Genomic DNA, 23,790 nt, shown 5'->3' with positions numbered 1-23,790 from the left:
GCTCGGCCGTCAGGGTGGACCGAGCAGCGCCCATCGCGGCTCGCAGAATTCCTTCACGGCGGAAGCAACGCTGCTGCTGATGAGGTTTTGGCGCTCGGGCGAGTCCATCTCGCGTTCCTCGTCCCGGTTGATGATCGAGCCCGCCTCCAGCAGGATCGCGGGCATCGCGGTCTTTCTCAGCACGATGAGTTCATCATTGCTGTAGACGCCGGTATCCTTGTTCAGCAACGGGTGCTGGTAACGACCCATGATGGCCTGGCTGTATTGCTCGGCATAATGCAGGCCCTGGGCCTTCATTTCCCCGGCGACCAGTTCGGCGAACCGGAGGCTGGTCTTGAAGTCCGGATTGTCCCGGGAGACGAACACGGAGTAGCCGCTGAAGCGGTCGCTGAAGTGGCTTTTCTTCCCCTCGAACTCCCAGTCCTCGAGCATCTTGTTGGGCACGGAGTCATGGTGGATCGACATCAGCAGATCCGCGTGCAGATTGTTGGCGGCGGCGACCCGCTTGAAGAGGCTCGGTCTCGCTTTGCCTTCGGTCAGTAGCAGCCTGGTTTCGGTAAAGCCTTCGGCCTTCAACCTCTCCTCGATCAGCCGCGCAAGGCGCAGGTTGAAGGTGAACTCGGCGACATTCCGCGCGCTGATCGCGCCTTCCGATTGCGCGGTATGTCCGACATCCAGCACGATCCGGAACGTCGCGGGATCGCATTTGGCAGCGGCCGGCTTGAGAGCCGAAAGCGGCAGGGTGACTGGCCCAAGGGCGGCCAGCCGCATAGCGCGGTGCCTGGGCGGAGCGCGGTGCCTTGCCAATTTGGCAGCCCTTGTCGCCTTCGCGCGCTTCGGCGACTTGGCATGCTTGGGTGAGCTCCTGAAGAGATCGGGCAGCCAGCCGGCATCGCTGACTTCGATCGGCAGCAGCGCGAACACTGCGATCGCGACGACCAACAAGCGGCGAGGCCGAAACCTCGCAACGCTACCACTGAGCACGCGAAAGAATTCGCAGCGCCTCATGCTCCGCCCCTCCGGGCCCCCAGCATAACGGCTCTGACATCGGTACCGGAAGATGCCGGGGAGGTCCATCCCCGGCAATCGCGTTGCCTCGCCTTGGCGGCAAGGCCGTCAAGACCAAGAGTCCGGTTCCGTCGTGGCTGTGACCGAACTAGTGTCCCGAATCCGAAGTTCGCATCATTTGCCGCACCTTCGGAGCGAACCTCGGATTCGATAAGGACACTAGCAAACTTATAATTCTAGTGTGCTTTATGAATGCGAAGTTCGTGAAAGTGGCTGCCGCGAAATCGCACGAACTTCGCATTCAGCACACTAGACCGGCTTCGGGTCGAGCGTGATCGCCCACAGCTCGGCGTCGACGCGGTCGCGCAGGCTTACCGTCATCTGCCCGCTCTTGCCGTCGATCTTGACGTGGCCGAAGAACTGCATGCCGGCCGACGGCGGCAGGTTCTGGTTGCCTTCGCCCGGCGCCTTGATGAACTTCACCTCGGGGCCGAAGGTGTTGTCGAGCTCGTTCGGACCGAACGTGCCGGCATGCAGCGGGCCGGAGACGAATTCCCAGAACGGATCGAACTCCTGGAACTGGGCCTTGTTCGGGTTGTAGTAGTGCGCGGCGGCGTAATGCACGTCGGCGGTCAGCCACACCGTGTTGACGATTCCCGCGGTCTTGATGAAACGCAGGATGTCGGCGATTTCGAGCTCGCGGCCGCGCGCCGGGCCATCGCCCTGCGCAAAGGCTTCCGAGCCCTTCTTGTTGGCGGCATCGTCATAGACGATCAGCGAGAGCGGCATGTCGGAGGCGATCACCTTCCAGGTGGCGCGCGAGTTGAGCAGCGCGCGCTTCAGCCAGGCCATCTGATCCGGGCCGATGAAATAGGCGTCGGGGCCGTACTGCTCCTGCAGGTTCGGGCCGTTGGGGCCGCGATAGCTGCGCTCATCGAGCATGAAGACGTCGAGATGCGGACCGTAGCTCAGCGTGCGATAGACGCGGCCCGGCTCGACGATGCTCTCGCGCATCGGATACATCTCGTGGAAGGCCTTTGCCGCGCGCGCCGCGAGCACGGTGATGTCGCGCTCCTTGTAGGCCGCCGGCAGCTGTTTCGACAGCGACCAATTGTTGGTCACCTCGTGATCGTCCCACTGCACGAAGATCGGCACCTCGGCATTGAAGGCGCGGACGTTGTTGTCGAGGAAGTTATACTTGTGGGCGGCCGCGGTATTCGTCGAGCGTCTCGGCCACCTTCGCCTTCTCGGGTATAGTGACGTTCTTCCAGATCTTGCCGTCGGGAAGCTTCACCTCGGACGGGATCACGCCGTCGGCGTAGATCGTGTCGCCGGAGTGCAGAAGGAAATCCGGAGCGTGCTTCTTCATCGCGGCGAAGGTGATCATGCCGCCGTCGTCGGGATTGATGCCCCAGCCCTGGCCGGCGACATCGCCGCCCCACACGAAGGAGACGTCGCGGCGGTCGCTCGGCGCGGTGCGGAAGCGTCCGACCACCGGCTCGCCGACGATGTCGATATGGGCGAGGTCGCGGAAGCGGACGCGGTAGAAGATGTCCTGGCCGGAGGGCAGGTTCTCCAGCAGCATCTTGGCGGTGAAGTCGCTCTCGGGCAGCGCCGTGATCGGCGGCAGTGTATGGGCGTCCTTGAACGATTCAGTGGTCGCGACCTCGACCATCATCTGCGCCGGCCGGTCCGCACGCGCCCACACCACGCCGCCGTCGACGCCGACATCGCCGGACTGCACGCCATGGGTGATCACGGGACGGTCGGCGGCGCGCGACAGATAGGGCATCGCAATCACGCCGGCGCCGGCCGCAGCCGCCGTGGAGAGAAAGCGTCGGCGGGTGAGATTTCGCGAGAACCGGATCGTCATAGGGAGCCTCCTCAGGTCACAGCGACAATGCGCCGCAGGCGCGCCAAGACCTAGAAAAATTCCATGACGGAGAGATTACAGCGGCGGGAGTGCGGGACGTAAGGGAAGCGCATCTGTCAGGCTCCCTCTCCCGAGTGCGGGGGAGGCAAGGGGGATTTGCGGATAAAGATTGGCGGCGCCCCTACGCCGTGCCCGCCGCCCTGAACTGCGTCGCAGCCCGTTGCAAATTCTGCGGCATGCTGAACAACAGCGCCTTGCGGTCGGCGACGGCGTTATGAAGCTGCTCGAGCGCGATGTTGAACGCGGTCAGCGTGCCTTCCTCGATCGCGCCGTGCTCGAAGCAGTCCAGCGTGTGGCGCAGGATGTCGTCGGCCTCCGCCTGCATCTGGTCGAGTTCCTCGATCGAATCGCTGTGCCGCGCGGCTTTCAGCATCTCCAGCAGGCGTTCGCGCTGCGAGGTGTTGGTGTTGCGCTCGTCCTGCTTGAGATAGCCGGCGAACCACGCACCGGCCGAGCCCATCGCCGAGAACGCCATCAGACTCCACCAGATGTAGTCGCTGTAGCGGTCGAGGAAGGTTTTTTCCTCGCCGTCGACAAACGCGGCGGCGCCCGGATGCACCGGAATGGTGGCATCCTTGTCGGTGTCCGGCGTCTCGATCTTGGCGGCGAGCGGGAAATCGGTCTTGAGCGACTGCCGGATCGCGAACAATTGCCGCGTGAATGCCGCGACCGTCGAGTCCGACAGGCCCTTCCGCGCAACGATGTGGTGCGAGAAGCTGATCGTCTTCACCTCATCATCGGGCCGGTCAGCGGAGCCGAGCGAGCCGGCGGGGATTTCCGCGGCCTCATAGGCCGGATGGTTCTGCGCGATCGCCTCGGAGGCGTCGATCGCAAGGAAGCTGGGCTCGCCGCCGTCGCGGACCGACGCCGTGATCGCATCGATCGTGATCTTGCTGTTGGCCGGGCCGACGGCGAGATAGGCGTCGGCCTTGAGGTTCTTGATCGCTTCCGCCGCCTCATTGGCCGGGAATTGAACGATCTCGACCTTCATCGGGTCGACGCCGTATTGCGTCAGGATCAGCTTCAGCAGATTGACATTGGCCGGGGTGCGGCCGACGACGCCGATCTTGCGGCCGGCAAGCTGCGCGATCTTGGTGATCCGCGCGGATTTCCGAACCTTGCCCTTGGCGGGCGGAACCCACATCACCACGACATTCTTGCGCAGGGTCGCGACCGCCTGGGCATTCTTCGGCACCTCGAGATCGCCGCGGATGATGGCGAGATCGGCCTTGCCGTCGGCCAGCGTCTGGGCGCTGGCAGTGGCGCCCTCGGTCTGCACCGGCCTCAGCTTGACCTGGGTGTTCTGCTGGTTGTTGAAGGCCTGCGCCAGCGCCTGCACGACCTTGACGTCATCGCTGTTGGCAGGACCGACCGCGATCCGCAGCGTCACCGGACGCACGGCGAAATAATAGCCGGCCAGCAACGTGCCGATGATGGCCAGCGCACCCGCGATCAAAACGAACATCAGCCGCCGCTTTGCCGAACGCAGCGGCTTGGGCGACATGCTGGCGGAGCCGTCTGTCATCGATCTCGCAAACAATCGTCGGGGCTCAATCTCGCAAAACTACCAACGCGCATACATCCTCTATGTGTAGCAAATTACTGAACGGACAGATGTTACAACTCCGTCATGGTTACCAGCGGCGATAGGACGCGATTTCGGCCTTAATTTGGGCGTGGATCCCATCCCGGAGGCCGGTTGTTAGGCTAAAGTCGGCGTCAAACGGGAGGGTTACCATGGTCGAACGGCTGTCAGCGGAAGCAAAGAAGGCCGCCCTTTGGGAACTGGCCGGCTGGTCGGAGATGTCCGGTCGCGAGGCGATCGCCAGGACTTTCGTGTTCAAGGACTTCAACGAGGCCTTCGGGTTCATGGCCCGCGCCGCCCTGGTCGCCGAGAAGAGCGACCATCACCCCGAGTGGAAAAACGTCTACAAGACCGTCGAGGTGGTGCTGTCGACCCACGATGTCGGCGGGGTGACCAAGCGCGATATCGACCTCGCCAAGGCCATGAACGCGATCGCAAGGCAGCTTGGGGTCAATTGACTCTGGCGCGTGGAACCTTGCGCGGGTCCGCCGATGTCCCCAGATTCGCATCGTCCGCCGCCGAACTGGCGCGGCGTCGAGGAACCTTGCGATGACATCGAGCGAACCCGGCGTGGGATTTGGGCCTGCCGATCGGCTGGCGCAGGACCCCGAAAGCGTGCGCCGCCGTTTCTGGATCAAGTTCAAGAAGGTGGTGGCGAGCCTGCCCTTCGCGGAGGACCTGCTGGCCGCCTATTACTGCGCCTTTGACCGGCAGACGCCGCGCCATGTCCAGGCGGCGCTGCTCGGGGCAATCGCCTATTTCATCCTGCCGTTCGATTTCGTGCCCGACATGCTGCCGATCCTCGGCTTCACCGATGACGCCGCAGTGCTCGCAACTGCGCTCCGCATGGTGGCAAGCCACATCACGCCGGAGCATCGCGATGCCGCCCGCGCCGCGCTGAAGCGCGGGGTGCCGGAAGAGGAGTGAGATCTGCCTTCTCCTTCCCCCTGAAAGGGGGAAGGTCGGGAAGGGGGTCAGCAACAGGCGACGCTGCAAGCCGGCAGATTTGGTCCCCACCCGCTTTGCTCTCGCGAGCAAAGCGACCTCCTCTTTTCAAGGGAAGGTTATGATGCATCCCGGATTTCGCTGCGCTCCATCCGGGCTACGAAACTTTCGATCCGTCATCCTGAGGAGCGCGAAGCGCGTCTCGAAGGATGTACGGCCACCAGCGGGGCCGTCGACCCGTCGAGACGCGCGCAAGAGCGCGCTCCTCAGGGTGACGGAGACGGTAGGGAGCGCCATGGTAGTCCGTTCGGCTCCTTCCGGGCTGCGCAATCTCGGTTCAGCTTCCCGGATGCAGGATCACCTTGCCCATCGCCTTGCGGCCGGCGAGCACCTTCAGGGCTTCTGATGTCTGCGACAGCGGGAAGGTGCGGTCGACATGCGAGGAGATCTTACCTTCCGCGGTCCACTGCACGAGCTTCTCGAGGTTCTTGCGGTTCTTGTCCGGATTCTGCCGCGCCCAGGCGCCCCAGAACACGCCGCGGATATCGCAGCCCTTCAGCAGTGCGAGGTTGAGCGGGATCTTCGGAATCTCGCCGGCGGCAAAGCCGATGACCAGGAAGCGGCCTTCCCACGCGGTCGAGCGCAACGCGGCTTCGGCATAGGCGCCGCCGACCGGATCGAACACGATGTCGGCGCCCTTGCCGTCGGTCAGCTTGCGCAGGCCCTCTTTGAGATCTTCCTTCGCATAGTTCAGCGTCAGCTCGGCGCCGTGTTGCTTGGCGAATGCCAGCTTCTCGTCCGACGAGGCGCAGGCAATCACCTTCAACCCCATCAGTTTGCCGAGCTCGCACGCAGCAAGGCCGGTGCCACCGGCGGCCCCCAGCACCGCGAGCGTCTCGCCCGGCTTCGGGCTCGCGCGATCTTCCAGCGCATGCAGCGCGGTGCCGTAGATGATGATGATGCCGGCGGCGCGGTCGTAGTCGAGATTGTCGGGAATCTTCACGATCGAATTCGCCGGCAGCGCGATCTTGTCGCGCGCGCCGTTGTGGCCGCAGGACGCGACGACGCGATCGCCTACCTTCAGGTCAGTAACGCCGGCGCCGACGCTTTCGATCACGCCGGCAACTTCGGCAGCCGGCGAGAACGGGAACGGCGGCTTGATCTGGTACTTGCCCTGGATCATCAGGATGTCGAAGAAATTCAGCGCCGCCGCCTTGATCGCGATTACGGCTTCGCCGGGAGCCGCCACCGGATCGGGCACATCAGCCAGCACGAGATCGTCGGGTTGACAGTATTGCGAGCAGAGGATGGCTTTCATGGACACACCTGAGTTTCGGACGCAGAAAGAGCTGCAAGATCTTGGACTACAAGCTTCATGCCGGATTTGCGGCGGAGCGACAATACAAAGCGGAGGGATCAAACTATGTTTGAAAAAGGCCTGCTAGCAAAAAAGCGCATCCTGATCACCGGCGGCGGCTCCGGCCTTGGTGCTGCGATGGGCTACCGCTTCGCCGAACTCGGCGCCGAATTGATCATCTGCGGGCGGCGCGAGGGGCTGCTGGAGGAAACCGCAGCAAAATTCCGTAGCGAGCTCGACGCCAAGGTTTCCATCGCGCGCTGCGATATCCGCGACGGCGCAGCGGTCGAAGCGATGATGGATCAGGTCTGGCAGGACGCGCCGATCGACGTGCTCGTCAACAATGCTGCCGCAACCTTTATTGCGCAGAGCGAACATTTGTCGTTCCGTGCGGCGGACGCGATCCTCGCGCCGACACTGCATGGCACGATGTACTGCACGCTCGCCGCCGGCCGCCGCTGGATCGACGGCAAGCACAAGGGCGTGGTGCTCTCGATCCTGTCGACCTCGACCATCACCGGCCGCGCGTTCACGGTGCCGTCCGCGATGGCGAAGACCGCCGTGCTGGCGATGACCAAGAGCCTGGCGGTGGAGTGGGGCCCGAAGGGCATCCGCACCGTCGCGATCGCGCCCGGCGCGTTCCCGACCGCAGGCGCGACCGGACAGTTGCGCCCCGAAGGGCGCGGCGAGAGCTGGGCGCATCGCAATCCGCTCGGCCGCGCCGGCGAGCATTCGGAGCTCGCCAATCTCGCGACCTTTCTGATCTCGGATCAGGCCGGCTACATCAACGGCGAGATGGTGGTGCAGGATGGCGGCTCGCACTTACGGAGTTCCGGTGCCGAGGACCTGCTGCAATGGACCGATGCGCAGTGGGAGAAGCAGCGCGCTGCGCGCGCCAAGTGATAACGCGTCGCGATTACGCGCCCGACGGTGAGCGGCGTTCGCCTTTCGGCCTAACTGCCTTCCCAAAAAAGCGTTTCCCGGTTATCCATCCGAGCCGGCGGAGGGGAATCGCCGGGCCATCTTGCAGTCACAATGATGGGGGAACCAGTTGGCCGTGCGGCAGATTCTGACATCACTGGTTGCTTGTATCCTGGGCGGGTTCATCACCCTCGCGCCGGCGCAGGCCGCGCCCAAGAAGGATACGGCCAAGGAAGCAGCCAAGCCGGCGCCTTCGGCCGCGGCGGCTGCGGCCGGCGGCGCGGAGCCGACGCTGATCGGCCAATTCGGGACCTGGGGCGCGTACACGGCATCGCCCAACGGCAAGAAGGTGTGCTTTGCGCTCGCCAAGCCGTCGTCGTCGAAGACCAATCCGGCGAACCGGCCGCGCGATCCGGCCTATGCCTTCATCTCCACCCGTCCGGCGGAGAAGGTCGTCAACGAAGTCTCGATCATGATCGGCTACACGGTGAAGCCGGGCTCCGAATCGACGCTTCAGGTCGGCGGCGGGACCTATGCGATGTACACGCAGGGCGACGGCCTCTGGATCAAGAATGCGGCCGAGGAGGAGCGGATGGTGGAATCCATGCGCAAATCGGCCGAACTGACGGTAAAAGCCGTCTCGGCCAAGGGCACCGAGACGACAGACACCTTCTCGCTGAAGGGCCTGGCGCAGGCGCTCGACCGGCTCGGGCAGGACTGCCGGCGCTAGAGCATGATCCGGAAAAGTGTGAAGCGGTTTTCCGGAAAGATCATGCTCTAAAAATCGACTTAAGGCCTGAAATCGAGGTATTCGGTGGCTTTGCAGCACCGGCTGGAAGGCCTATTTGAGGTTTCATGACCGACACCGTGACCACCCATGCCGTCTCCGGCGCCAGCGCGCTGGTCGAGAAGGTTCCGCTCGAGACCTACGTGCCGCCGGCCAAGCCGTCGCTGATCGGGCTGTCGCGCGCCGAGATCGCCGATCGCCTAGGCGAGATCGGGGTGCAGGCCGGCCAGCGCAAGATGCGCACCCAGCAGCTCTGGAACTGGATGTATTTCCGCGGCGCCAAGAGCTTTGCCGAGATGACCAACGTCTCGAAGGACATGCGCGCCGAGCTCGAGAAGCATTTTACCGTCGATCGTCCCGAGGTGGTCGCCGAGCAGATCTCCAACGACGGCACCCGCAAATGGCTGCTGCGGCTGCCGAGCGGCGACAAGGTCGAGCGGCCGCACGAGGTCGAGTGCGTCTACATCCCCGAGACCGATCGTGGCACGCTGTGCGTTTCCTCGCAGGTCGGCTGCACGCTGAACTGCGCGTTCTGCCACACCGGCACGCAGCGGCTGGTGCGCAACCTCACCGCCGGCGAGATCGTCGGCCAGGTTATGGTGGCGCGCGACCGGCTGAATGACTGGGCCGACCGCGAGGACGGCACGCGCCGCGTCACCAACATCGTGATGATGGGGATGGGCGAGCCGCTCTACAATTTCGACGCGGTGCGCGATGCGCTGCTGATCGTCGCCGACAATGAAGGCATCGGCATTTCGCGCCGGCGCATCACGCTGTCGACCTCGGGCGTGGTGCCGAACATCCAGCGCACCGGTGACGAGATCGGCGTGATGCTCGCGATCTCCTTGCATGCGGTGCGCGACGAGCTGCGCAACGAGCTGGTGCCGCTGAACCGCAAATATCCGATCAAGGAATTGCTGCAGGCCTGCCGCGATTATCCCGGCGCCTCCAACGCCCGGCGCATCACCTTCGAATATGTGATGCTCAAGGGGGTCAACGATTCGCTCGATGACGCCAAGCTCCTGGTGAAGCTGCTCAAGGGCATTCCGGCGAAGATCAACCTGATCCCGTTCAATCCGTGGCCGGGCACTGCCTACGAATGCTCGGACTGGGAGCAGATCGAAAAATTCTCCGAATACATCTTCAACGCCGGCTATTCCTCGCCGGTGCGCACGCCGCGCGGCCGCGACATCCTCGCCGCCTGCGGCCAGCTCAAGTCGGAGACCGAAAAGCTCTCGGCCCGCGAGCGCCAGGCGCTGCGCGCGATGGCGATGACCGATTGAGTGTGACGCCCTCCATGCAATCCGTCATTGCGAGGAGCGAAGCGACGAAGCAATCCATGCCTCGGCGAGCTGCGAGATGGATTGCTTCGCTCCGCTCGCAATGACGGGGAGGTCGTAGCATGGCCCTGATCGGCCGCCTGTTCGTCGTCGCCTTCGGCTTCCTGATGGCCTGCTTCGTGGCAGGGATCATCGTGGTCGTCGCGGTGCTGTATCCCGAGATCAGCGATTTCGGCGGGCAGATCGACCAGAGCGCGATCAACGTTGTGCTCGGCTTCGGGTTCATCTTTATCTCAGGCTTTGCGCTGCTGCCGGCGTTGATCGTGGTGCTGATCACCGAGGCGTTCTTCATCCGGAGCGTGCTGGCCTATGCCGTCGGCGGAGCGATCGTCGGCGCGGCGTGCTATCTCGGCCTGGTTCCGTTCGATCCCGACATGATGCAATTCCATGGCATCGTGCGCCGGCACATGGAGATCATGACCGGGGCCGGCATCGTCGCGGGCCTGGTCTACTGGCTGATCGCCGGCCGCACCGCCGGCGCCTGGCGCGAGCCGGCGCGACCGTTGCCGCCGCCCCCGCCATTGCCGTCGCAACGGCGGCCGCAAACACCGCCGTCATCCTGAGGAACCGTGCGCAGCACGGTGTCTCGAAGGATGGGCCGCAGCAAGACCGCATCCTTCGGGGCTCGCAAGAGCTCGCACCTCCAGCGACAACGGCGAAGCCGTTGCGCGGGGATGACGTCACTTCCCATGCTCATCCGCCTCGGCTAAACCGCGCGCCATGAACCGGACCGGACTTTTCATTGCGCTGGGGCTGGCGCTCATCATCGGCATCCTGTTCGGGATCTATCCCGAGCTCGACCTGAAGCTGGCGGCGCTGTTCTACGATGTGGCGCAGAAAACCTTCCCGCTGAAGCTCGACGCGGTGGCGTCGTTCGCGCGCGATGCGGCGATGTGGATCGCCTGGGCGCTGGTGCTGCCGGCGATCGTGACCATCGTCTGGAAATTCATCCGCCCGGACCGGCCGATGCTGATGTCCGGCCGCGCCGCGGTGTTCCTGCTCACCACGATGCTGCTCTCGGCCGGCGTGCTCACCAATTTCACCTTCAAGAATTATTGGGGCCGGCCGCGGCCGGTGTTCGTGACGCAGTTCGGCGGCGACCTGCAATTCATGCCGTGGTGGGACCCGCGCGGCGGCTGCCCGCGCAACTGCTCGTTCTTCTCCGGCGAGGGCGCCACCGCGTTCTGGACCTATGCACCGGCGGCGCTGACGCCGCCCGCGTGGCGGCCGCTGGCCTTTGCCGGGGCCACCGTGTTCGGCATCGTCACCAGCGGGCTTCGCATGGCCTTTGGCGGCCATTTCTTCACCGATGTGGCGATCGCGGGCCTGGTGTCGTTCTTCACGGTCTGGCTGTTCTACGCGCTGATCTACCGCTGGGCAGCGACCCGGCTGACTGACGCCCAGGTCGATGCCGCGCTGACGCGCCTTGCGATGCCCGGCTACCGGTGGATGCAGCGCTGGCGCCGGGGCGGCAAGGCGGCGTCCAGCCAGACCGAGGCCTGATTTGGGCCTGATTAAAGGCGTGCTCAGCGTTCGGAAATTTGATATCGCCACCCCGGAAACATCATTGATTTCGACCGATTGGACCGTCCCATGAGTACGATTCTGAAAAGCCTGCCCACTGGCGAAAAAGTCGGCATCGCGTTCTCGGGCGGGCTCGACACGTCGGCGGCGCTGCTCTGGATGAAGCTGAAAGGCGCCAAGGTCTTCGCCTATACCGCCAATCTCGGCCAGCCCGACGAGGCCGACTACGACGCGATCCCGCGCAAGGCGGTGGATTTCGGCGCCGAGAAGGCCCGCCTCGTCGATTGCCGCACCCAGCTGGTCCATGAGGGCATCGCCGCGATCCAGTCCGGCGCGTTCCACATCTCGACCGGCGGCATCACCTATTTCAACACCACGCCGCTCGGCCGCGCGGTGACCGGCACGATGCTGGTCGCGGCGATGCAGGAGGACGGCGTCAACATCTGGGGCGACGGCTCGACCTTCAAGGGCAACGACATCGAGCGCTTCTATCGCTACGGCCTGCTGACCAACCCGAGCCTGCGCATCTACAAGCCCTGGCTCGACCAGCAGTTCATCGACGAGCTCGGCGGCCGCGCCGAGATGTCGGCGTTCATGACCGCGCAAGGCTTCGCCTACAAGATGAGCGCGGAGAAGGCCTATTCGACCGACAGCAATCTGCTCGGCGCGACGCATGAGGCCAAGGATCTCGAGAGCCTTGCGAGCGGCATCACCATCGTCAACCCGATCATGGGCGTGCCGTTCTGGCGCGCCGATTGCGACGTCAAGGCCGAGAAGGTCGTGGTGCGCTTCGAGGAGGGGCAGCCGGTCGCGCTGAACGGCAAGACGTTTGCAGATCCGGTCGCGCTGTTCCTCGAGGCCAATGCGATCGGCGGCCGCCACGGCCTCGGCATGAGTGACCAGATCGAGAACCGCATCATCGAAGCGAAGAGCCGCGGCATCTATGAGGCGCCCGGCATGGCACTCTTGCACATCGCCTATGAGCGCCTCGTCACCGGCATCCACAACGAGGATACGATCGAGCAGTACCGCATCAGCGGCATGCGGCTCGGCCGCTTGCTCTATCAGGGCCGCTGGTTCGATTCGCAGGCCTTGATGCTGCGCGAGACCGCGCAGCGCTGGGTGGCACGCGCCGTCACCGGCGAGGTGACGCTCGAGCTGCGCCGCGGCAACGACTACTCGATATCAAACACCGAGAGCCCGAACCTCACCTATGCGCCGGAGCGGCTCAGCATGGAGAAGGTCGAGGACGCCGCCTTCACGCCGGCCGACCGCATCGGCCAGCTGACGATGCGCAACCTCGACATTGCTGACACCCGCGCCAAGCTCGGCCTGTACAACAAGACCGGCCTCATCTCGAGCGACGAAGGCTCGCAGATCTTCCAGCTCGAGAACGACAAGGACTGAGGCGGCACCCTCTCGCCTTGTCGTCCCGGGCAAGCGAAGCGCGACCCGGGACCCATAACCACCGGCCATGGTTATGAAGCACGCTGGTGCTCCAGCGCGCTTCCACGACTCCTCCCTGTGGTTATGGGTCCCCTGAGTTCACAAACGAAGTGCAACACTTCCTTGAGGAGGTGTTGCCATGGGGCGGACTTACAAGCAGCTCTCTCTGGACGACCGATGCGAGATTGCCTGCCGATCGGCCAATGGCAGCTCGGTCCGGCAAATCGCGGCAGCTCTGGATCGCTCGCCATCAACGATCTCTCGGGAACTGAGGCGCAATCGGGGGAGCCAGGTCGGCTACAAGCCGAGCTATGCCCAGCACCAGATGCGAGCGCGGCGCTGGACGGGCGGACGCCTCGAACGGGAGCCCGGCCTGCGCCGCGCGGTGTTGCAACGCCTTCGCCGCGGCTGGTCGCCCGAGCAGGTCGCTGGCCGGCTGGCCCGCGAGTACGGGCGCAAGGTGATCTCCCACGAGACCATCTACCGCTTCATCTATCGCCAACTCAGGCGCACCACGGACTTCAACTGGCGGCGCTATCTGCCGCGCGCCAAGAGCAAGCGCGGCTGCCGCGGCAAGCGGGGCGGCAGCCCCGCAAGCTTCATCGAAGGCCGTGTATCCTTGGCAAATCGGCCGCTCGAAGCGGCCGACCGCAGCGTGCCCGGACACTGGGAGGCCGACCTGATGATGTTCTCGAAATACGGTCAGGCCGTGCTGACCGTGCACGAACGCACCTCGCGGCTGCTGCTCGGCATCCGCCTTGCCAGCAAGGTCGCGCGCGGTGTCGCCCGCCATCTCGTGGGCTTCTTCGCGCCCCTTCCACAAGAGCTGCGCCAGAGCGTTACCTTCGACAACGGCACCGAGTTCGCCGGTCACCTGGCGCTGCACCGCCTCTCGATCGCGACCTTCTTCTGCGATCCCCATGCCCCCTGGCAGAAGGGTGGCATCGAGAACGCCATCGGCAGGATGCGCCGCTTTATTCCCCGCAAGACGGATCTTCTAACCCTCTCGACCGCCAAGTTCCGCCAGTTCATCGCCGCCTACAACAACACCCCGCGCAAATGCCTTGACTACCGCACGCCTGCCGAGTCCTTTGCTCAAGTGTTGCACTTCGAATGTGAATCCACCTCCCGGCCTTCGCCGGGACGACGTGGGGAGAGAGGCCTGCCTACTTCACCCTGAGCGCATCCAGCAGCGAGCGGAACGCGCGCGCGTAATCGGTGCCGGTCTTGCCGATATCCGGCCCCGCGGAGACCGCAACCGCGGCTTCCGTCACCGCGCCGAGCAGCAGCCGCGCCAGCGGCTCGATCGGCTGCTTGGCGATCACGCCGGCATCCATCGCGGCGGCCAGCGCGCGCGGAAACTTGCCGCCGAAATGCTTGGCGTCGATCTCGCGCCAGCGTTCCCAGCCGAGCACGGCGGGGCCGTCGCGCAAGATGATCTGGCCGGTCGGGCCTTTCGAGCACGCCGCGAAATAGCCCTGCGTGCCCGCCGCCATCGCCGCCAGCGGATCGTTCTCGGCGCGCGAGATGCGGTCGAGATCGGCAACAAGGTCGATCGACACCTGCTCGAACACCGCCTCGAACACCGCCTCCTTGGTCGCGAAGTGATGATAGACCGCGCCCTTGGCGACACGCGCGCCGGCGGCGATGTCGTCCATCGTCGCAGCGGCGAAGCCGCGCTCGCCAAAAATGCGCCGCGCCGCCTTGACGATGGCGGCTCTGGTTTTCTCGCGCCGTTCGGCCTGGGTTGCCATGGCGCATCTCTAGCCCAGTTCCAGACGCAAGCCAATTGACTTACCGACTACCAGTCGATAAATACCGACTATAAGTCGGTAAATGGAGAATGCTCGATGCCCTCGCTTAGGACGTTGCAAGCCTTCGCTGACACGGTCGAGTCCAACGACCATGTCGGCGCGATCAGGAACTTCTATTCAGTCGATGCCCGCACCCAGGAGAACGACGGCGAGTGGCGGGTCGGCCGCGAGGCGCTGGCGGCGCGCGAGGCGGCGGTGCTGGCCGCGGTCGCCGGCGTCAAGACCACGCGGCTCGGGCCGCTCCTGCTTGACGGCGATCATTCGGCGATCTGCTGGCGCTTCGAATTCACCGGCAAGGACGGCAGGGTCCGCAGCATGGAGGAGGTCGCCTGGCAGACCTGGCGCGGCGATGAACTCGTCGAAGAGCGCTTCTTCTACGATCCGCAGCAGATGGCGCGCTGAAATCGCGCCGGCCCTTGCGGCAATACGCCCCGGCGCCGCCTCATTGCGCCGTCATCCGCCGCCACTAGCCTCCGCCCCGATGCGCATGATGCGCAAGGGCGGAGCATCGATCATGATCAAGGGAGTTGCCGGCGTGGCCGTCACGCTGGTGTTGTCGGCAGCGCCGGCGTTCGCCCAGACGATCTATCCGATCGATCGCGCCGATATCCTCGTCGGCGCCAAATTCGACTTCAAGGTCGAGCTTCCGGAATTGGTCGATCAAGCAAAGCTCAAGGTCACGCTGAACGGCGCGGACTATGCCGCGGTGTTCGGCCAGGGCGGCACATTCACCGCGCACGAGGCCGGCCGGGAGCAGTCGGCGCTGTTGCTGCGCGATGTCTCGCTCGTCAAGCCTGGGCAGGTCGCCGTCGAAGTCAGTGACGGCACGCAGAGCCGGACCGTGAGCTGGACCGTCTACGACACCGGGGCACGCAAGGCCAGGAACGTGATCCTGTTCATCGGCGACGGGATGTCGCCGTCGCATCGCGTCGCCGCGCGAATCCTCTCCAAGGGAATCGCGAAGGGCAAGAGCCGCGGCAAGCTCGCGATCGACGACATGCCGCATATGGCGCTGGTCGCGACCGCCGGCTCGGACTCGATCATCACCGATTCGGCGAATGCCGCGAGCGCCTACGCCACCGGCCACAAGGCCGCGGTCAATGCGCTCGGCGTCTACGCCGATCGCACGCCCGATCCGCTCGACGATCCCAGGGTCGAGACCATCGCGAGTCTTGCCAAGCGGCGGGCGGGCCTCGCCGTCGGCATCGTCACCAACACCGAGGTCGAGGACGCGACCCCGGCGGCGATGGTTGCGCATACCCGCCGCCGCGCCGCCTATGACGCGATCGTCGCGCAATATTTCGACGCGAAGCCCGACGTGCTGATGGGCGGCGGCTCCGCGAACTTCCTGCCGCAATCCGCGTCCGGATCGAAACGCAAGGACGATGTCGACTATCTCGCGCGCTTCCGCGACGCCGGCTATCCGGTCGCGACGACCGCAGGCGAACTCGCCACGCTCGCGGCCAAACCGGACACCCGCCAACTGCTCGGCCTGTTCGCCGCCGGCAACATGGACGGCGCGCTCGACCGCAAGTTCCTGAGGGGCGGCGGCGTCAGGAAATTCCCCGAGCAGCCGGACCTGACCGAGCAGGTCCAGGCCGCGCTCACGGTGCTGTCGAAACACGAGGCCGGTTTCTTCCTGATGGTCGAGTCCGGCCTGATCGACAAATACGCCCATCTGCTCGACATGGAGCGCGCGGTCTACGACACCATCATGCTCGACAATGCGGTGCGGCTGGCAAAGGACTGGGCGAAAGCGCGCAACGACGACACGCTGATCCTGGTCGTGGCCGACCACAACCATCCGAACAGCCTGGTCGGCACCATCAATGACGACATGGCGGCGACACCCAACGTGCCGCTGCGCGAGCGCGTCGGTGTCTACGAGAAAGCCGGGTTCCCGAATTATCCGGCGCCGGACGCCGAAGGTTATCCGTCACGCGTCGATGTCAGCCGGCGGCTTGCAATCTTCTCCGCCAGCCTGCCAGATCACTACGAGACGTTCCGCCCGAAACTCGACGATCCGAACGAGCCGACCGTGAAGGCCGACCAGCCCGACACGTTCAAGGCCAATGACAAGTACAAGGATGTCCCCGGCGTCGTGCTGCGCTTCGGCAATCTGCCGGCGATGATCGGCGCCAGCGTGCATTCCGGCGAGGACGTCATTCTCACCGCGACGGGCCCGGGCAGCGAGCGCGTCCACGGCTCGATGGACAACACCGAAGTGTTCCGCGTGATGGTCGAGGCGCTGGGACTGGGCGAGGGGAAGTAACGAATGATGAGATTGGGTCGATCAGCATGCCCGCTGTACCTCTCCCGCTTGCGGGGGCGACGCTTCTCCAACCTCCCCTTGAAAAGGGGAGGTCGCTTTGCTCGCCAGAGCAAAGCGGGTGGGGATCTGCTCTCTCCGCAGCCACCGTCACCTGCGGCTGACCCCCATCCCGACCTTCCCCTTTCAGGGGGAAGGAGAGCAAACAAAAATGGCCGGGATCGCTCCCGGCCATTCCGTCATGTCGCGCCGGCTCAGCGCGGCGGCGCGGCCGAGGCGGTGCCGCCGTTGAGCAGCGGGGTGATGCGGCGGACGGTGACGCGCCGGTTGATGCGGCTCGGTCCGTCGGTCTGCTCCTTCGGATATTGAGAGCCATAGCCCTGCGAGGTCAGGTTCTCAGCCGGCACACCGAACTGCTGCGTCAAGAGCTCGGCGGCGGATTGCGCACGGCGGTCCGACAGTGACAGATTGTCGGTGTCGTTGCCGGTCGCATCCGTGTGGCCCTCGATCAGGAACACCTCGCGCGGGTTGCGCTGGATGGCTCGGTTGAGGCCGTCGGCGATCACCTGCAGCCTCGCCGCCTGGTCCGGTGGGATGGTCCACGATCCGGAGTCGAAGTTGATCGTGTTGACGTCGATGCTCGGCATCTGCATGCGGACATTGGGGCTGTAGCGGATCTCGTCCAGCGAGTAGCGCCGTTCGATCCGCTGCACCGGCGGTGCCTCCATGGTCTCGTAGATCACGTCGGGCGACGCGTCCTGCGCGTCGACGATGTAGCGATCGTAGGGAATGTTGACCACGGGCGGCGGGGCGTCGACATAGAAACCACCGACTGCGCGCGGATCGCGATAGCTGTTGTCGATGATGACGACCTCGCGGCCGCCAGTATCCCTGCGGATTCGGCGCAACATCTGGCCGTCGGAGCCGACCACGGTGATGATCTCGCTGCCGTCGGGACGAACCACGACCGTCCGCGTCTCGCCGCCGATCGTCTCGGTGCGGATGTCGCGCGCGCCATAGCGGAAGCGATAGACGTCGTCGCCGCGCACATAGGCCTGGCCGCCGGGATCGCGGATGATGACGCGGTCCGGCTCGGTGTAGATGGTGCGGCCGCCTTCGACCACCTCCTGGCGCTGGCTGTGCAGGTCGGCGATGCTGCCGCCGATGATGGCGCCGGCGACCACGCCGGCACCGACGGCGGCACCGATCGCGAGCGGCTTGATGTTGTCATGGCGCGGTGGCGGCGGCAGCGGCGCTGCGACGGCAGGCGCGGCGCGGAAGGCGGGCGCAACCGTCGGCGGCGCATATTGCGCGCGGCCGGGCGGCGGCGTTGCGGCGGCCGAGCCGGGGACGACCGATGGCGCGGGCGCGCCCATCGCGGCGCCCTGGGCTGGCGATACGCCGGGCGCGACGCCCGGACGTGCTGCCGGCTGACCCGGAGCCGGGGTCGCGCCGGGCGCGCCCATTGCCGCGCCCGGGGTCGCCGGCGTTCCGGGCGGTGTCGCCGGACGTCCCTGCTGACCTGGCGCCGGTGGCGTCGGCGTCGCGCCGGGTGCCGGAGGCGTTGTTGCGGCAGGCGGGGTGCCTGGACGCGCGGGCTGTGCGCCGGCTGCCGGAGGTGTCGGCGTCGGTGTCGCACCGGGAGCTGTCGCGGCGGGCGGCGTGCCCGGTCGTGCCCCTGCTGCCGGAGGCGTTGTCGTTGCCGAAGGCGCGGGCGTTGACGTCGCCGCGGGCGGCGTGCCCGGCGGTTGCTTGGCGCCGCCAGGACGTTCACCGCGTTCGCCACCCGGACGATCGCCGGGACGGCGTTCGGCCGGCGCCGTTGTCGGAGCTCCCGGCGTTGCGGGCGTCGGTGTCGGCGTTGCCGCCGTGGGCGGGGTGCCGGGACGTGCTGCGGGCGCGGCATTCGGCGTGGCGCCGGGCGCCGGCGTCGGCGGTGTGTGCGCGGGTCCTGCGCCGGGCGGCGGCGTGCCGGGTCGCTGCGGTGCTGCGGCCGGCGGCGGTGGCGTCGGATGTGCGGGGGCGGCCGCCGGCGGTGGCGGGGTCGGCTTCGCAGGCGCTGCTGCGGGCGGCTCCGGCCGTGCCGGTGACGGCGATGGCTTCGCGGGTGCGGCCGCGGGCGGCGGCGGTGTGGGATGTGCGGGAGCAGCCGACGGCGGAGGCGTCGTCGGGCGCGCGGCAGGCGGCTCGGGCCGTGCGGGAGCCGGCGGCGGTGCCGGATGCGGTGCGGCTGCCGGAGGCGGCGTCGGCTTTGCCGGTGCAGCTGCGGGCGGCTCGGGCCGGGCAGGGGCTGGAGGCGGGGTCGGCTTCGCGGGTGCTGCGGCCGGCGGAGCGGGATGCGCGGGTGCCGCGGCGGGAGGTGGCGCCTGCGGATGCGGTGCTGCGGCCGGCGGTGCGGGACGTGCGGGAGCACCCGGCGCACCCGGCGCGCCCGGCGCCGGCCGCGCCTTCGGCTTTCCGTCAGGTCCGGTTTCTTCCTTCTGCGCCTGTGCGACGACCAGCGGCGAAGTTTGGGCGTGCGACGCTGAGGTGGCGAATTGCATCACCGTCAGCGCAGTCGTGGCAAGCAGCACGAGACGAAGCTTTGTCATTGTCTAGGAGTCCCCGGCGGAAAGTCTGGGCAGGAAAGCAAAGTGAGAACCGAACAATTCGGCAGGACGATGAACCGCCAGCCGTTAGGCCGGATTGTGGCGAGCCACGAATCATCGGCGAAGTTTATTTCGACATTATAACGGGTTGCGTGTGTGGTTGTTCACCGCGCGTTCAGAAGAAACGCGCCTACACATTTGCAATCGACGTGGAACTTGGGCGCAAGGGCGACTCACCGGCGGCGAGTCGATCTGTCGCAGGCGGCGGGCCGGACGGTCCAGGCGGTCCGCGCACCGGTGATTCGTCAGGTGTCTTGCCGGGCAACTCGTCCGGTCGCGGCGGCTCGCCGGGTTCGCGCACCGGCTCCGGAATCTCGGGGCGCGGACTGCCGGGCGGAATTCCCGGCGGCGGTTCGCTCGGTGTGCCCGGCGTCGTCGGCGGAATCTCGGGAGGCTCGATCGGCATCATATCGAGGCCCCGCGGCTGCCGCCGCCAGATCGCGTCGCGCGCATTGATCGCTCCATCGAAGTTCGAAGCGACAACGGATCGCGCGCCGCGGCGTTCCGATGTTTCACCCGGGCGTGTGGCAGACCGCCTCGATATTGTGGCCGTCGGGATCGAGCACGAATGCGCCGTAATAGTTCGGGTGGTAATGCGCACGGATGCCGGGCGCGCCGTTGTCACGGCCGCCGGCCGCCATCGCGGCCTTGTAGAAGGCGTCGACGGTAGCGCGGTCCCTGGCCGTGATGGCGATATGCACCGGCTTGTTCATTGCGCCTTCGCCGCCGATCCAGAAGTCCGGCTTGCCGTCGGCGCCGAAGCCCGCGGCGGGCGCGTGCCCGGTCACCTCCGCGGGCACTTCCATGATCAGGCCGTAGCCGAGCGGCGCCAGCGCCGTCTGGTAGAAAGCCTTCGCGCGTTGATAGTCGGAGACGGAAAAGCCGATATGGTCGATCATCGCGAGCCTCCCTTGTTGTGTGACGCTACAGACTCGTTGCACCTCCTCCGCAAGCGGGAGAGGGAGCAGATCTCAGAAGCGTAGCCCGGATGAAGCGAAGCGCAATCCGGGGCTGCTCTAGCCGCGGATGGTCTGGTCCCGGATTTCGCTGCGCTTCATCCGGGCAACCTCAGCCGCGGCCAGGTCTCAACTCCGCACCAGCAGCGTGTTGCTGCGCGTCCGGCCGTGCTCGACGTAACCGCGCGCATGCATGTCCGCAATGCAGTCGTCGGTCCACTCGTCCTTCGACAGATGCTCGATCACCACCGCGCCGGGCCACAGCGACTGCGGCGCGTCGCGGAAGAAGCCGATCAGCACGCGGTCCTCGAAACCCTCGACGTCGATCTTGAGCGCATCGACCTTGCTCGCGCCGGCCTCGTCGAGGATGCGTTGCAGCCGCAGCGACGGCACCTTGAACGCCTTGCCCGTCGGCGTGCCGGTGACGATGTGGCTGGCGCCGAGATTGTCGCCGTCGGTCTCGATCATCAGTTCGCCATCGGTCGGGCCGGCGGCCGCCGCAACCAGGCGCACCTGCGGAAAGCCGGAGGCCTGGGTGTTGAACTTGAGCCGCGCATGCGTCACCGGATGCGGCTCGATCGCGATCACCTTGCCACCGGGCCCGACGTCGCGCGCCAGCGCCAGCGCATAGGTGCCGACATTGGCGCCGAGATCGACGAAGGTGCCATCCGCGCCGACATGCGCCCGCAGGAAGGCGAGTTCTTCAAGGTTGTAATCGGGATTGAACAGCGCGCCGCGCTCGGTCGCGCTTTGCTGATGATAAAAGCGGAACGATGCGCCCTGATAGGTCACGTCCAGCGGCCCCGCGCCGAACAGATTGACCAGTTTTGACAGCCAGGGCCGGAACGCGCCGCGCTTCAATCCTGAGCCATGAGCCAGGCGGATGATGGCGGCCTGCGCCGCATTGGGCGCGAAGGCGCCGAACGGCGCCGGCGATATGTCGTTGCTCGGGATCACGCATGGCCTCGTCGAAAGCGCGGCATGCATAGCCGGTTTTGCCGGCAGCGCCAACGCCCGTTACGCCGCCCTGCCCGCTGCCTGCCGTTACCGCAGGAAGCGGCCGAGCAGCCTTCGCTTGCCCTTGCGCGGGATCAGATCGACGTCGCTGACCAGTTTGGCGCCGCCCTTGCGGCGCTCCAGCACGATCTTGCGGCTATGGAACGCTTCGAGCTCGACGCGGTGGGCGACGCTGACGATAGTCGCCTTCGGCAGTTCCGTCGTCACTGTCTCCATCATCTTGTCCTGGCTCTTCTCGTCGAGCGCGGACGTCGCCTCGTCGAGCACGACGATGTCGGGGGCATGCAGCAGCAGTCGGGCAAAGGCGAGCCGCTGCTTCTCACCGCCGGACAGGGTCTGGTCCCACGGCGCGTCCTCCTCGATCTTGTCCTTGAGATGGTCGAGGCCGACCTTGTGCAGGGCACGGCTGATCTCATCGATGGTCCAGTCTTCCGCCGCGCCGGGATAGGCCACCGCGCGCCGCAGCGTGCCCGAGGGCACGTAGGGCTTTTGCGGCAGCATGAACAATCGGCGGTCCGCGTGCAGGCCGATACTGCCGCCGCCCCACGGCCACAGCCCGGCGATGGCGCGCACCAGCGTGCTCTTGCCGGTGCCGGATTCGCCGGCGACCAATAGCCGCTCCCCCGGTTCGATCACCACTTCGGTCTCGCCGACCACGGCGGTGCCGTCGTCCAGTGTGACGGAGAGATCGTTGAGGCTCAGCATGGCCTCGCCCGCGGTCTCGCCGCGCTCGATGCGGCCGAAGCCGTCGCCGGTCTCGGCGCGTTCGAGCCCGTCAAGCGACGTCATCAGCGAGGCGATGCGCCGGGCGCAGGCGTTCCAGTCGGCGAGCCGCGGATAGTTGTCGACCAGCCAGCCGAACGCGGTCTGCACGATGGTGAAGGCCGAGGCCGCCTGCATCACCTGGCCGAGCGACATGCTGCCGTCGAGGAATTTTGGCGCGCACAGCAGCAAGGGTACCACCGGCGCAATGAGGTTAGATCCCTGCGACACCAGCGTCGTGCGCATGTGCTGCCCAGCGAGCCGCGCCCATTGCCGCAACACATTCGAGAACGTCTTGTCGATGCCGTCGCGCTCCTCGGTTTCGCCGCCGAGCAGCGCGATGCTTTCGCCATTCTCCCGCACGCGGGTCAGTATGTAGCGGAATTCCGCTTCCGCCTGGTTCTTGTCCTCGGAGATCTGCACGAAGCTGCGGCCGATCGCCGTGATCGAGCCCGACGCGATCGCAGCATAGATGATCGCGGCAATAACCAGGAAGCCCGGGATGCTGATCGACGAGCCGCCGAGCGTCACCGTCAGCGCGCCGCCGATGGTCCAGAGCACGACGATGAAGGTAACGGCCGAGAGCAGCGCCGACGTCACGCCGGCGATGAAGTCGACCGGAGAATCGGTCGCGATCCGCAGATCCTCCGCGATCCGGTACTCCGGATTCTTGTGATCGCCGTCGACGAGGTTGAGCTGGTAGTAGCGGCCGTTCGTCAGCCAGCGCGACACGACGGCGTTGGTCAGCCAGGCGCGCCAGCGCCGCTGGATACCCATGCGGCCGAACACCTGGGCGACCCCCAGCAGCACGCTGCCGATCGCCAGCGGAAAGAAGATGGCCGTCAGGTGGAAGACACTGGCCGCGTCGCGCTTTTCGATCGCATCGAAGATCGCGCGATTCCAGACATTGATGCCGTACTGAACGGCGACATTGGCGACGATCAGCAGCAGCAGGCCGATCGTGAACAGCCACGCCAGCCGGTCGCCGCTCCGGCCCCAATAGCCGCGCGCGCTGATCCAGAACCGAGTCAGCAAATAGTCCTTGCGCGCCTGTTCGGCTTCTTCGGCCGACAATTCGGGATCGGGTTCGACGATTTCCGGCGGCGGCGGTTCGACATCCTCGCCGCCTTCGGCAATCACCTCGACGAATTCCGACTTCTCATCCCCTTCGCTTGCCGCGGGATCCTTGCGCTCTTGACCGGCCGCCTTTGCGCTCGCTTTCCGAGACGATGAAGTCCTGGCCGACGACGGCCCGTCCGACGATTTGGATTTTGCCTCAGCTTTGCCCATGGCACGATAACGCCAGGCAAATTACCCGGTTCCGCACTGGGACCGGCGGTCAGTCGCGCGGATTGCAACGACTTCAGGGACTGAGGCCCGCGCATGCGGGCGATCCAGTACGCCGCGACCTCTTGATTCAAGCACAGCCGTCTCTGGGACACTGGATCACCCGCGGGTGATGACACCGATATTCGATA

General features: G+C 65.9%; 20 protein-coding genes and 1 pseudogene. 11 read left to right on the top strand and 10 right to left on the bottom strand.

Translation table 11 applies throughout. The features are described 5' to 3' along the window. Positions 1-9 precede the first annotated feature (9 nt). The 3 genes and pseudogenes from ACVMB1_RS33195 to ACVMB1_RS33185 form a co-directional block, all read right to left on the bottom strand. On the bottom strand, positions 10-1,077 hold the full coding sequence (locus ACVMB1_RS33195) for an N-acetylmuramoyl-L-alanine amidase family protein (protein ID WP_309143556.1): 1,068 nt from the start codon (positions 1,075-1,077) through the stop codon (positions 10-12). 240 nt (positions 1,078-1,317) lie between these two features. Further along, a pseudogene (locus tag ACVMB1_RS33190) lies at positions 1,318-2,881 on the bottom strand (alkaline phosphatase D family protein). Positions 2,882-3,062: 181 nt separating this feature from the next. Then, positions 3,063-4,466: a TAXI family TRAP transporter solute-binding subunit gene (locus ACVMB1_RS33185; protein WP_229160558.1), complete on the bottom strand. Its 1,404-nt coding sequence runs from the start codon at positions 4,464-4,466 to the stop codon at positions 3,063-3,065. A gap of 212 nt (positions 4,467-4,678) precedes the next feature. On the opposite strand from ACVMB1_RS33185, the gene ACVMB1_RS33180 reads away from it, so the two are divergent. Both ACVMB1_RS33180 and ACVMB1_RS33175 read left to right on the top strand, forming a co-directional pair. Next, positions 4,679-4,984 carry a 4a-hydroxytetrahydrobiopterin dehydratase gene (locus ACVMB1_RS33180; protein WP_076834964.1) on the top strand — a complete coding sequence of 102 codons (306 nt, stop codon included), beginning with the start codon at positions 4,679-4,681 and terminating at the stop codon, positions 4,982-4,984. Positions 4,985-5,075: 91 nt separating this feature from the next. Next, positions 5,076-5,453 carry a YkvA family protein gene (locus ACVMB1_RS33175; protein ID WP_057021296.1) on the top strand — a complete coding sequence of 126 codons (378 nt, stop codon included), beginning with the start codon at positions 5,076-5,078 and terminating at the stop codon, positions 5,451-5,453. Between the two features lie 355 nt (positions 5,454-5,808). Here the strand turns inward: ACVMB1_RS33175 and ACVMB1_RS33170 are convergent, their stop codons facing one another. Continuing rightward, positions 5,809-6,789, bottom strand: a complete 981-nt coding sequence (locus ACVMB1_RS33170; RefSeq protein WP_057021295.1) for an NADPH:quinone oxidoreductase family protein — start codon at positions 6,787-6,789, stop codon at positions 5,809-5,811. A gap of 105 nt (positions 6,790-6,894) precedes the next feature. Here ACVMB1_RS33170 and ACVMB1_RS33165 point away from each other — a divergent pair, with 105 nt between their 5' ends. From ACVMB1_RS33165 to ACVMB1_RS33135, 7 genes are all read left to right on the top strand, one after another. Next, positions 6,895-7,731: an SDR family oxidoreductase gene (locus ACVMB1_RS33165; protein WP_057021294.1), complete on the top strand. Its 837-nt coding sequence runs from the start codon at positions 6,895-6,897 to the stop codon at positions 7,729-7,731. Positions 7,732-7,885: 154 nt separating this feature from the next. Beyond that, complete coding sequence (locus tag ACVMB1_RS33160) at positions 7,886-8,479, top strand: invasion associated locus B family protein (RefSeq protein ID WP_057021355.1); 594 nt, start codon at positions 7,886-7,888, stop codon at positions 8,477-8,479. Positions 8,480-8,604: 125 nt separating this feature from the next. After that, a complete protein-coding gene (gene rlmN / locus ACVMB1_RS33155) occupies positions 8,605-9,819 on the top strand; it encodes a 23S rRNA (adenine(2503)-C(2))-methyltransferase RlmN (RefSeq protein ID WP_057021293.1) in 1,215 nt (404 codons plus the stop codon). Between the two features lie 119 nt (positions 9,820-9,938). Beyond that, a complete protein-coding gene (locus ACVMB1_RS33150; RefSeq protein WP_076834963.1) occupies positions 9,939-10,439 on the top strand; it encodes a hypothetical protein in 501 nt (166 codons plus the stop codon). 157 nt (positions 10,440-10,596) lie between these two features. Further along, a complete protein-coding gene (locus ACVMB1_RS33145; protein WP_076834962.1) occupies positions 10,597-11,379 on the top strand; it encodes a phosphatase PAP2 family protein in 783 nt (260 codons plus the stop codon). A 90-nt stretch (positions 11,380-11,469) separates the two neighbouring features. After that, complete coding sequence (argG, locus tag ACVMB1_RS33140) at positions 11,470-12,807, top strand: argininosuccinate synthase (protein WP_076834961.1); 1,338 nt, start codon at positions 11,470-11,472, stop codon at positions 12,805-12,807. A 178-nt stretch (positions 12,808-12,985) separates the two neighbouring features. Further along, on the top strand, positions 12,986-14,026 hold the full coding sequence (locus ACVMB1_RS33135) for an IS30 family transposase (RefSeq protein WP_253625284.1): 1,041 nt from the start codon (positions 12,986-12,988) through the stop codon (positions 14,024-14,026). On the opposite strand, the gene ACVMB1_RS33130 is transcribed toward ACVMB1_RS33135, so the two are convergent. Then, a complete protein-coding gene (locus tag ACVMB1_RS33130; protein ID WP_076834698.1) occupies positions 14,013-14,600 on the bottom strand; it encodes a TetR/AcrR family transcriptional regulator in 588 nt (195 codons plus the stop codon). The two genes, ACVMB1_RS33135 and ACVMB1_RS33130, sit on opposite strands and share 14 nt — an antisense overlap. A 96-nt stretch (positions 14,601-14,696) precedes the next feature. On the opposite strand from ACVMB1_RS33130, the gene ACVMB1_RS33125 reads away from it, so the two are divergent. Further along, positions 14,697-15,062, top strand: coding sequence for a polyketide cyclase (locus tag ACVMB1_RS33125; RefSeq protein ID WP_076834697.1), 366 nt, complete (start codon positions 14,697-14,699; stop codon positions 15,060-15,062). Between the two features lie 112 nt (positions 15,063-15,174). Then, the gene (locus tag ACVMB1_RS33120) at positions 15,175-16,932 is read left to right on the top strand and encodes an alkaline phosphatase (protein WP_076834724.1); all 1,758 of its coding nucleotides are present in this window, start codon (positions 15,175-15,177) and stop codon (positions 16,930-16,932) included. Between the two features lie 251 nt (positions 16,933-17,183). Here ACVMB1_RS33120 and ACVMB1_RS33115 read toward each other — a convergent pair whose 3' ends face one another. From ACVMB1_RS33115 to ACVMB1_RS33095, 5 genes are all read right to left on the bottom strand, one after another. Continuing rightward, positions 17,184-19,520, bottom strand: coding sequence for an OmpA family protein (locus tag ACVMB1_RS33115; RefSeq protein WP_253625286.1), 2,337 nt, complete (start codon positions 19,518-19,520; stop codon positions 17,184-17,186). A gap of 187 nt (positions 19,521-19,707) precedes the next feature. Further along, complete coding sequence (locus tag ACVMB1_RS33110; RefSeq protein WP_076834722.1) at positions 19,708-19,983, bottom strand: hypothetical protein; 276 nt, start codon at positions 19,981-19,983, stop codon at positions 19,708-19,710. 106 nt (positions 19,984-20,089) lie between these two features. Then, positions 20,090-20,476 carry a VOC family protein gene (locus tag ACVMB1_RS33105; RefSeq protein WP_057021286.1) on the bottom strand — a complete coding sequence of 129 codons (387 nt, stop codon included), beginning with the start codon at positions 20,474-20,476 and terminating at the stop codon, positions 20,090-20,092. Positions 20,477-20,662: 186 nt separating this feature from the next. Next, positions 20,663-21,520: an FkbM family methyltransferase gene (locus ACVMB1_RS33100; protein WP_141341395.1), complete on the bottom strand. Its 858-nt coding sequence runs from the start codon at positions 21,518-21,520 to the stop codon at positions 20,663-20,665. A gap of 57 nt (positions 21,521-21,577) precedes the next feature. Continuing rightward, positions 21,578-23,602 carry an ABC transporter ATP-binding protein/permease gene (locus tag ACVMB1_RS33095; protein WP_194295430.1) on the bottom strand — a complete coding sequence of 675 codons (2,025 nt, stop codon included), beginning with the start codon at positions 23,600-23,602 and terminating at the stop codon, positions 21,578-21,580. Between the last annotated feature and the right edge of the window lie 188 nt (positions 23,603-23,790).

This window comes from Bradyrhizobium sp. USDA 4504 (assembly GCF_054063995.1).
Note: the sequence above shows the minus strand (reverse complement) of the source record. Positions and strands in the feature narration are given on the sequence as shown.